Origin of the sequence: Sphingobacterium corticibacterium, assembly GCF_004208525.1 — a bacterium.
Lineage (GTDB): Bacteria > Bacteroidota > Bacteroidia > Sphingobacteriales > Sphingobacteriaceae > Sphingobacterium > Sphingobacterium corticibacterium.
The window spans coordinates 658,501-670,661 of the sequence record NZ_SGIT01000002.1 but is presented as its reverse complement, the minus strand read 5'-3'; the positions used below and the strand labels follow the sequence as shown (position 1 = coordinate 670,661).

Here is a 12,161-nt window from a genome sequence, read left to right as displayed (position 1 = left end):
GAATCAAGAAGTTCTTTTTATCTACAGTTTTTTCACATTTTTTCCTGCCAAATATAAACCTAATAACTATTCTGTTTTATTTAATGTGTTGTATTTAAGGGTTTTGTGTTGTCCATGAGATTGGATATACTTTGGACACTCTTGGATTCGTTCGATTCCATATGACCAAACTATCTTAGAAGACAGAAAACATATTATATTACCTAGTTAAGTTATTCAGATATGAAATTGAAAATTTCGTTACTCATTATTTTTATTTGTTCATCATTTTCTCGTGGTTTATTTGCGCAGACACTTATACCTTCAGAAGAAGACGCGAAGCAGTCTTTGAATGGAAAGTGGTATTTCAAATATATTCCCTCCGCTGACATAGCGGATGATTCGCTATTCTACAAGCCGGATTATGATGTCGATTCATGGTCAAAAATTAATGTTCCAAGCAACTGGGAGCTACAAGGTTTTGCTGAACCAACATATGGTAAAAAACTCAAGAATGGTACAGGTCTTTATCGAACTCAATTTGATGTCCCGACGCACTGGAAAGGCAATTCTATTTATATTGCGTTCGGTGGTGTCCAAACCGGATACACGGTTTGGGTTAATGGAAAGTATGTAGGTGAGTTTGCGAGTGCCTTTAATCTACAGACATTTGATATATCGCCTTATGTGAATATAGGAGGTGAAAATACATTGGCGGTGAAGGTAATCACACAGCCTAAGGGTTGGGAGTTTGATACGAACGACGATTGGTCTCTTTCTGGAATTTATAGGGATGTGACGTTATTTACCCTTTCTCCTGTGCATATAGAGGATTTAGTTATTAAGACGCGCGTCAATCCGGCTAGTAGTAATATCGATATATCGGCTAAGATTGAGAAAATCTCAAACGTGAAATTTTCAAAAAAATTAAATATCCAAGGAGAATTACTAGATGCTTCGGGAACGGTCATTGAAAAATTTATCTTAACCCCCGAGGGGTTAAAAAATAAATCTAATATCGTATATGTTAACGGTGTATTAAAAGTAGAAAATCCAAAACTGTGGACTGCTGAAACACCCTATCTCTACACACTCCGTTTGTTATTAAAGGATAATGACGCCGTTCTACAGAAATATACGGAACGAATTGGCATAAGAGAAGTAACTTGGACAAACGGTGTTCTTAAATTGAATGGCAGCCCGATTAAATTAAAAGGAATCAATCATCATAATCTTACGCCTAGTAACGGGCGTGCGATAACAGAGTCGGAGATGAAAAAAGATTTAGAATTGATGCGTAAAGGAAACATTAATTTTATTCGCACGGCACATTATCCGCCACAACCTAGGTTATTGGAATTATGCGATTCACTGGGTTTTTATGTGATGAATGAGATACCTTATGGATACGGAGATGAATTGCTGACCGACACGAGTTATCTGCCGATCTTGAAGACAAGAGCAAAAGCGACTATTTGGCGAGATAAAAATAGACCATCAGTTATTATCTGGAGTGTTGGTAATGAGAATCCCGTGACGGAAATTGGATTGATTACCGGCAGATATGTGAAATCGCTAGATGATACGAGACCGTATTGTTTCCCCCAAACACCAACAGTATTTAAAAATATGATGGAAGCCTTGCCTGATTCAATTGATATGCTTGATTTTCATTATCCGCAGCCATCTGAAATAAAAGAATTTGCAAAAACAATTGAACAACCACTGATCGCTAGCGAATATGCACACGCACTGGGGCTGGATTTCGGAATGGCGGAGGAAATTTATGAAGTGATGTATATAGAACCTAAATTGGCGGGAGGAGCTGTTTGGAAGCTTTTTGATCAAGGAATTTTGAGAAAATCCCAAAATAAAATATCGAAAGGGGAGTCTACTATCTATGTATGGACAGATGAAAATACGATATATGATACTGGAGGAAATCAGGGAACAGACGGAATTGTTTATGCAGATAGAACACCGCAGACCGATTTTTTTCAGATGCGGAAAATTTATACGCCCGTAAAGGCACTAGATGATACATTATACTTTAGAGGTGGGAACCAAAATTTTGAAATAAAAATACAAAACCGTTATGATTTTACAGATTTAGCAGCTGTGAAATTTAAATGGGAACTCTACGCGGATACAACCATTATCAATTCAGGAATTGTGCCTCTAAAAGGAAACCCACATGAAACGATTACAGCGTCGATTAATACAACTTTACCAGAAACTCCTGCGGCATTATTTTATTATTTAAGATTAACTGTAGAAGATAAAGAACATTTTCAAGTTTATGAAAAAACATATCCACTGTATCAACAAAAAAGTACAGTCGATTTGATCGACAAGATTGGATCACCAAATGCAAAGCCCATCCTTAAAGCGAATGCCGTTGAATCAAACGATTACCAATTCGAATTTGAAGAACAATCTGGAATAACACAACTAAAGAATGGAAATGGAGTTTTGCTGATCGCAGACGGCATGTTTGCACGCGTGGGGCGTAAGCCATCCATGGCTCAGGATGCTACAACAACATCTCGAAGATCTAAAATCCGACACACATTATGGAATCCATTTTTATTGACAGATCCGAAAGTGAAGGTGATACGACACGATGCTGAACAGTTACGTGTTAATTATACTTATCAACCGGATTCTATGGAAAATAGGGCGATTTCTGGAGAAATTACCTATGATTTTTCTGATAGAGGATACATTAATGTTCATTACAATTTATTGCCAAAGGGTCAGGAAGAAGCGGTGGAAACGGGTTTGTCATTTGTAATTCCCTCTTCGTTTACAGAATTTAAATGGATAGGAAAAGGACCTTATGCGGCGTATCCGGGTAAGGATAGGTTAAGTGAATTTGGCGTTTATCATTTGAATAGTAACGATCTTTATTTTGCGGGCAACCGCCAGGATGTCGAATGTGCCGTGTTTACAGACGTACATGGAAATGGCTTTGCGTTGATTGCCAATAAAGCCAATATAGCTGTGGAGCGAACTGAAAAAGGAATTGTTGTTAGCCATAACGCGCATGTATCCAGTGTGTTTAATAAATACGAATGGCCTCAAGATTTATATTCATTTAAAGAAAGTGATGGTATAAAGGGAATGTTTACCATTGTTCCATTTTCCACGACAACATGGCCTTCGGTTTTAAATGATCTTTTTGGAGATAATAAAAAAATAACGAAAGCATTTCAACCTTTTTATCATAGTTACGACCAATAGGGTTCATATGGAATTTAAGGCCATCTATGATGCCGATTAGGATTTCGGTATCATAGAATCAAATTATAAAAAATAAACCTATAGTATTTTATGTCTACACGTATTTTTCTTTTGTTGCTATTGCTAATAGCAAATTCAACCTTTTGTGTTTATGCGCAGAATAATATTAACCTAAACGGAACATGGCGATTTGCCCTAGCCCAAACCGATAAGGAGGCAGAAGGTCTCTCGGAATTTTATGTTCCGGGATTTAAAAGCAATAAGCTTCAATCGGTTCCAGTACCTTCTAACTGGGAAATTCTCGGCTTTGAAGAGCCCGTGTATCGAGGATACCCCGACGATAAAGGTTCGGAAGGTTTTTATCTTCGCGAATTTGAAATACCAGCGGATTGGAATAAAAAACGCGTACTGCTCCACTTTGGAGGCGTATGGTCCTCAGCCGAGGTCTGGTTGAACGGGACGCATCTTGGACAGCACAATAGCGGCTACACATCTTTTGCTTTTGACGTCAGTCGAGCGCTGAAAAAAAAAGGTACCAATGTATTGGCCGTTCGCGTGCGACAAGTAAGTCGAGAATATAAATTCGACACGTTCGATGACTGGACACTTGCCGGTATCTATCGTGACGTAACGCTGGAAGCAATGCCTAGCAACCGCTGGCTCGATCAAGTGACGACACAAACCGTTTTTGATAAAAATTATGATGATGCGGATTTGAAAGTTCGTGTCATGGTAAACGATAGAAATAAACAAACGATTCCAGGTAATTATCCAACACCTGGCGAACCCTATCATCTCCGTTTGACACTTTCTGATAAAGAGGGGAATTCAGTCGCCGCGCGGACTATAGAGGTTCCGGCACACACGTCCACAGGACGAGACATCAGTCTGACTTTCCGCGTAGAATCTCCTAAGCACTGGACAGCGGAAACCCCCTATCTCTACACATTGAAAGCGGAACTTTTGGAAAATGATCAGGCGATACATTCGCGTGTGGAAAAGATCGGATTCAGAGAGATATCCACAGAAGGCGGCGTGTTTCGCATTAACGGACAGACAGTTAAACTTCGGGGGGTGAATCGCCATGACGAACATCCCGATGTTGGACGCGCTACGAGGCATGAACATTGGCTCGAAGATATTATGAAGATGAAAGAAGCCAATATCAATTACGTGCGGACGGCCCATTATACGCATGCGAAAGGTTTTATAGAGTTATGTGATGAATTGGGGATGTACGTGGGAAGCGAAGTATCCTTAGGAGGCGCCGGTCATCTACGTGAGGGCCCATCTTACATGGATGCAGCCCTCGTACGTACCTATGAAACGATTACACGCGATATAAATAGTCCATCAATCGTTTATTGGTCTGTAGGCAATGAGGATCCGTTGACAAGTTTTCACCTCACATCAATAAAAGTTCTTAAAGCGCTCGATTCCACGAGACCCGTTTTGATTCCTTGGAGGCACGAATCTTGGCTTCCCGAGGAGATTGATATTCTTTCTGCACACTACTGGCAACCTCATGAATATGATACGTTTGCTGCTCAAGCCAATCGTCCTATCATTACTACGGAGTATACCCACGCTTATGGAACAGAAGGTTTCGGAGGATTGGAAGCGAGATGGAAAGCGCTGACGAGGCATCCCGCTGGAGCAGGCGGTGCAATATGGATGTGGGCAGATCAAGGGATAAAAACACCTACCATCAGACCTGACAAAAAATATGACAATATTGTTCGTGATGATAAATATATGCGGATTGATGCTGCCGGATGGGATGGAATTGTGGATTCGTACCGAAACAAAACCCGAGATTTTTGGGAAGTAAAAGCCGTCTATGCGCAGGTTTATCCTGTCGTGGATAAAATGGAATTCACTCCCGGTCAATCTACTGTGCGCATTCCGATTCAGAATGATTTTGACTTCACTGATTTGAATAATATTAAGATTGACTGGTCGCTCCGTGAGGACGATAAAACGTTAGCGAGCGGTACCAGTACAATCAACGGAAAACCTCATGCTGAAGGGGTATTCGATCTACCGATTAAAGAAATCAAACGTGTTACCCAGGGTAAGACGTATTATGCATGGTTTATTTTCACGGGAGCTGACGGACAGGAAATCACACGTAAAGCTGTGGAGCTCTGTCCGTTGAATATTCCCGATAATCTGCTTGATGGGAAAGAACATATCGTGTTGACGAAAGACGAAATGACAACCGTAGACGTGGGTAACGTACGTTATGTATTCAACCCGATGACAGGTCATCTTGTGTCTGCTGCGCTACATCATAATTTGTTGATTACAGAATTGACTCCCACCTTATGGGAGAAGCCCGATCACGGTGCCGCAAGTGTTATCGGTAACAAATTGATACGCTATATACCGGACATGAATCGTAACACACCGTCGGTGAAATCTTGGAATATCAGCGAGGAAGCCGACAAGGTCACTATAGACGCAAAAGTTGAATATATAGTGAACGATACGACAAGCTTTACCACCGATTATCAATACACGATATCGACGGACGGAAGATTGAATGTTCGTTATGAAATTTTGCCGAAAGTGTTTGCCCCGAGTCTTCCTATAGTGGGAATGTCGTTGAAAACAATGCCGGAAATGAATAACATCCGCTGGCTCGGATTAGGTCCTTGGAACGCTTATCCGAATAAGCGTTCTGCACCGATTCTTGGTGTATGGGGTGGTGAAACTGGTAGTGCTGATGTTATTGGGAAAAAGGCTACTCGTTGGATAGAACGTTCGGGTAGTGTAGGCGGTGTGCATATTTCGCACGTTGGTTATATGGGGCACAATGCTGCTAGTCCGGATGTAATAAACATACTGTCGGAAGTGCTTAGTAAACCTGAAAAAGGACGTAAACCGGATGATTCTTTCCCCCTGCTTTTGACTGATACGGGCGAACCGTTTATTGGTGAATTTGGTATAAGTTTAAAATAAAGTGTAATTAAAGCGCTGAGAGATAATAAAAAATAGGATGAAGTGAGTTATAATTAAAAGATGTTAGTGATGAAAATGCAGGTTGTATTAGGAATCGTATGTTGGTTTGCGGGTCTAAGTGCTTATGCACAGACAACATCTGTATGGGTTTATTAATATCGGGCGCAGGATGCCACAGGTTGCCGCTCCAAAGACTTCGTAATATATTTGATATAAATAATTAAATAACCATAAAAACTAACGATAAACAGTAATTGAGAAGAAGTAAAAAAAACTATACAAAAAAACCGAATAAGTAAATAGAATTTAGTCGACGCTGTGAGATGATGGTAGATGGAACTATGCTTTCCGCCTAGGAATGGTATACACCGATAATTTATCAAACTGGAAAAAACTTGACTAACGAAAGAAAAATAGTAATACTTAAATTTTGATAAACCTATAAAACTATGGTATGCGTTTTTACAAATTAACCTTGTTATTGGGACTGTTAACAGCATTCTGCCTGAGCTGTCGGAAAGAAGCTTTCGATGACTATTACAGCCGCCCAGATGATCTAGAGTCACCCATATATACCCGTCTGGAAGAGGAAGGGAGATTTTCCCAGTTCCGCCGGTTAATCGAAAAGGCGGGTTATATGGAAACCCTCAACCAAGCGGGGTATTGGACATTGTTTGCACCTAATGATGATGCGGTCAACAAATTTCTGCAGGAGCATAATTATGCGAATGTCGATCAGGTGCCGGATGCTATTGCGGAGCAAGTCGTGCGCTATGCCTTGGTGTATAATGCTTTCCAAACCAATCGTATTTCGGATTACCAATCTAGTTTAGGCTGGGAGGAAGGCCTGGGATTCCGGAGGCGTACGGCCTATTACGATGGCTTTCGCAAAGAGAAAGTGAAAATGAATGGTGTAGAAAGGGAGATCGTTGTAGGTGCTTCAAACCGGAACAACATGACGGTTAACTTTGGAACACCGTATTATGTGGATGGTGATAACAATAATAAATATGTTACCTATTTCCACGAGAAGTACCGGCAGTTTAACAGTCTTTCTGTGGATGATTACCAATTCTTTTACCCCTCTTTAGCGGCATCAAACTTCTTCTTTATGGGGGGAGCTGTGGCAAAAGCCGATATCATCGCCGAGAATGGGGTGATACATGAGGTGGACGTCGTGACATTACCGCGTCCGAGTTTGGATCAATACCTAAAGGAGCATGATGCGTATAGCTTTTTCCGGGATTCGATCTTAAACCAGTTTTTCGTGACATACGAGTACAGTGCAGCGGCGAGCAAGACCTATGAATACCGTACTGGGCAGGTAGAAGAGGTATATATCAAGGTATACGATCCGTTACTAGCTTTTTCACCAAACAATGAGAATTTTCTCAAAGAAGCAGATAACGATGGACAGCAGGATGGTTACAGCATGTTTATTCCAACCAATGATGTCATAGAACCTTGGATACGAACTGTATTTTTGGAGCATTACAAAACGTTAAATCGGGTGCCCAAAAGCGTCATGGCAGACCTGGTCAATACGATGTTATGGCAGAGTGCGGTATGGCCCAGCCAGTTCGAGACAAAAACCAACCTACATGAAGAACCTGCCCGCTTTACGAAAACGGATGTAACAGACAAACAGATATTGAGTAATGGTTTCTTTTATGGTACAAACAAAATACAGGAATCCGATTTGTTCAATACGGTATATAAGCACGTAATTTTAGATCCGGATTATTCGTTGATGCTCATGCTGTTGGAACGTGAACACAAACGTTTAGTGATTAATCCGGGTACGAATTTCACGTTGTTTTTGTTTTCCAATAGCTTACTTAATAGCTTGGGTTATTCCTATAATGAACGGTTAAATGAATGGTCGTGGATAGATCGTAACGGGAACACAATAGGACATGGTCAAACACAGACACGGCTCGCGCGTTTGTTATATAGCCATATTGTGGAAACGCCAAATGATGAGTTAGCGAATGTTGGCAACACGCGAGGCTTTGTCCAAACAGGTGATCGCGCATTGCCGGGAGAATTCATCAAATGGAATAACGGTAATATTTATGCTGCCGGTAACGAACGCTTGCAGGAACCGGTACAGATTGTCGGGACAGCGAAATTCGGCAACAACGGGCGTGTCTATTATGTGAACAATCTTTTAGAGTTCTCTAGTGAAACGGCAGGGGAAGCGATGGCACGTATAGCAACAGAGAATCCAAATGTTAGCCGTTTTTGGGAGTATGTATTAAGGTCACCGCTGTATATTGCCAACGACCGGGTGATCACCGGAGTGGCGGGCGGAAGTTCGTATACTTTGTTGATGCCCAATAATGAAGCGATACAGCAAGCAATCGACGATGGGGTCTTGCCTGCCGATCCATTGACGGGCGATATCGTGGGCAAATTCCAGATCGAAAGTTTTATTAAATATCATATCCTAACGAATGTTAACATCGCTGCCAACGGTAATCAGGACATCTTATCGGCCATCACCTTGATGAAAGATGAAAACGATGAAGCGTTGACAGTCAATGTGTCCAATGCGGTCGGGAATTTGCGTTTTGTGGATAGAAAAGGGCGAACGATACCCACAGTTTATACGCCTGATCTATACCTGAGCGACCGTATTGTGTTGCACGAACTGAATGGATATTTAAACTACAACAATTAAATCCAGATTATGAGACAATTAACCTATAGTTTTACACTTTTATTGTTTTGGATGTGCTGTGTAGGGCATACGGCTTTCGCGCAACATATTGTGCGTGGAAAAGTGGTTGATGCAACATCCAAACAACCGTTGGCGGGTGTTACGGTGTCTGAATTGAGTGCCGACAACCGTACGGTGGCTGCGACAACAACAGATATAGAAGGTAACTATGCCTTAGCGGTTACCACCGCATTGAATCGATTGAATTTCTCGTTTATCAGCTATAATGCGCAGGTGGTGCGTATCAACAGTAGAAATCAGATCAACATGGAGTTGAGCACGAGTGATAGTCAAATCGAAGAAGTGGTTATCACTGGCGTAGGTGGAACACAGCCCAACACAGGCTTATTAAATATTTCTGCTCGTGATTTAACGACAGCAACGGCTACCATTAATGCGAGCGTGTTGCAGGAAATGCAATCCAGTTCCATCGATGAAGCTTTGCAGGGACGTTTGCCGGGTGTTGATATCGCCGCCAATTCCGGCGATCCCGGGTCGGGAATGTCGATTCGTATACGCGGAACCTCATCGCTGAGTGGTAGTGCGGAACCGTTGATCGTGGTCGACGGAATGCCCTACGAAACGGAGGTGCCCGGTGATTTTAACTTTGGGGCAGCAGATGAAGATGCCTATGCGCAGTTACTGAATGTCGCTCCGGCGGATATAGAAACGATATCGGTATTAAAGGATGCCGCGGCAACGGCTATGTGGGGATCCCGAGGATCCAATGGTGTCCTGCTCATCACCACAAAGCGTGGAACCATGTCAAAGCCGCGAATTGGTTATTCTTTCCGAGGTGCGATGTCAACGGTACCCAGTGCTATTCCGTTACTGAGTGGTGACCAATACTCATCACTCATCCCTGAAATGTACATGAACCGGACGGGGCTACCGTTGAACACGTTGGCGAGTAAAGAGTTTCAATACGATCCGGGGGATGTCTATTATTATAATAATTATAGCCAGAACACCGACTGGATTAAAGCCATTAATCAGACGGGCTTGTCCAATGATCATACCTTCTCTATACAAGGTGGTGGAGAGAAAGCACGCTATTATTCTTCGGTCGCTTATTTAGGCCAGCGTGGGGTAACGGTTGGTTCTGGCTTAAATCGTATATCTGCCCGCTTGAATCTCGATTATGATATCTCCGAACGTATTAAATTCCGTACGGATATTGCTTATACCCATACGGTAACCGACCGGAACTATGTCAATTCCAAGGATGATCAAGATAATATCCGGGGTGCTGCCTATGTTAAAATGCCGAACATGAGTTTGTATGAGTATGATCCCTATGGCAACCTCATGCCGGTTTACTTTTCGCCCGACCGGAATATTCAAGGCGCGTATCCAGGTACGTATAATCCGGCGGCTATGGCAGACTATGCCTATAATAAACACATGGGTGAACGGATTACGCCGACTTTTAATCTGCGTTATGAGCTGATTAAGGGAATCTTGTTTTCTGATTTTAGCGTGATGTTCGATATGAATAATACACGCGTAAATAATTTTTTACCGCAGCTAGCTACGGGTAGGCCTTATACGGAAACGGTGGTGAATCGTGCAGGAGAATCTGATCGCGACGATTTTCGGATACAGACCAAATCAAACTTAATTTATACGCCAAATCTGGGCGATAAAATGAAGCATGACCTACAGATGTTGTTCTCCTGGCAAACGGACGATTTCCGTGGGTTGAGCTATGAATCGATGATTTCGAATACAGCTTCAATCTTGCTGACCGATCCGTCCAATCCGGGCCGGACGCAAAATAACGAATTATCTTTGCGAGGGGGAGAAGGTCAATCTCGATCCATTGGAGCCGTCTTCAGTACGCAATACAAATTCTTAGACCGCTATATCGTCAACGTGGGTGTGCGTGGGGATGGAAACTCTAAATTCGGAGCCAACTACCGTTATGGTTATTTTCCGTCGATTTCTACACGATGGCGTGTTTCCGGCGAACGCTTTATGGAGAACTTACCTTTTATCGATGAGCTGAGTTTCCGCGCAAGTTACGGACATTCCGGAAAAGCACCCCGTAATGATTACCTCTTTTACAGCAATATCATCAGTTACGACCAAACATATCTAGGCGAAGCGGGTACGGTTCCCGCAAATATGGCGTATCGGAACCTCAAATTCGAACGTGTGAAAGGGGCCAATGTAGGATTGAATCTGGAAATGTGGAAGCGACGTTTTCGCCTGGATATGGAATTCTACCGGAACCGTACCACCGATATGTTGTTCGACAACCTTGGCGTACCCAACACCTCGGGATTTGAAAGTATTTGGCTGAACTACGGTGTGATGGACAATCAGGGTTGGGAATTGAACTTGAACGCGACACCGTATCGTACCAAAGATTTGATGGTGGACTTTGCATTCAATATTGCACGAAACCTGAACGTGGTGCGCGAAGTGCCGGAGTTTTTTGTGAACGAAGCGGGTACAGGTACGAATAACGGTGATTACAAGCGGTATCTACGGATTAATAATCCTATTGGTTCTTTTTACGGCTACCGATATGAAGGCGTGTATTCCACGTTGGACGAAACCATCGCAAAGGATGTGAATGGCCAATCGATATATGGACCGGATGGCGAACCCGTGTATATGCGGTTTAACTACCCCTATACCGATTATGTATTCCAACCAGGCGATGCGAAATATGCGGATATTAACCATGACGGAAGTATTGATGAACGGGATATTGTATACCTCGGTAATTCCAATCCCAAATTTACAGGAGGATTCGGTCCGTCGATTACCATTAAGAACAGCTTACGGATTAACCTGTTTTTTAACTTCCGTTTAGGATACGAAGCCATCAACGATGCATTGATGCACACGACAAAGATGACAAATTACGATAACCAATCCACAGCTGTATTGCGCCGTTGGCGGAAAGAAGGCGATGTCACGGATATACCACGGGCATTGATGGGTATGGGGTATAATTGGTTGGGATCTGACCGCTATGTCGAAGACGCTTCATTCCTCCGGTTCCGCTCGGCGACGGTCAGTTATACCTTTAACCGCGGAAGCTTGATTGATCGTATAGGCATGAGTAATCTGCGCCTATATGTAACGGGCGAAAATTTCTATACCTGGACGCGCTATTTGGGGCAGGATCCGGAAGTCAATATGGAGAAGGGCATTTTTGGATTGGCACGTGATAACTCGCGTACGCCACCGACGATGCGCTTTACATTCGGTTTATCGACAAGTTTTTAACCTAGAAGAA

At 42.6% G+C, this 12,161-nt stretch carries 4 protein-coding genes; all 4 read left to right on the top strand.

Annotation, left to right across the window (positions count from 1 at the left end; genetic code table 11):
* Positions 1-222: 222 nt before the first annotated feature.
* Positions 223-3,222, top strand: coding sequence for a glycoside hydrolase family 2 TIM barrel-domain containing protein (locus EWE74_RS11525; protein WP_130141696.1), 3,000 nt, complete (start codon positions 223-225; stop codon positions 3,220-3,222).
* A gap of 90 nt (positions 3,223-3,312) precedes the next feature.
* Positions 3,313-6,186, top strand: coding sequence for a glycoside hydrolase family 2 TIM barrel-domain containing protein (locus EWE74_RS11520; RefSeq protein WP_130141695.1), 2,874 nt, complete (start codon positions 3,313-3,315; stop codon positions 6,184-6,186).
* 454 nt (positions 6,187-6,640) lie between these two features.
* Positions 6,641-8,869 (top strand): fasciclin domain-containing protein, encoded by a 2,229-nt coding sequence (locus EWE74_RS11515; RefSeq protein WP_130141694.1) that lies wholly within the window; start codon positions 6,641-6,643, stop codon positions 8,867-8,869.
* Between the two features lie 9 nt (positions 8,870-8,878).
* Positions 8,879-12,151, top strand: a complete 3,273-nt coding sequence (locus tag EWE74_RS11510; protein WP_130141693.1) for a SusC/RagA family TonB-linked outer membrane protein — start codon at positions 8,879-8,881, stop codon at positions 12,149-12,151.
* Positions 12,152-12,161: the final 10 nt, after the last annotated feature.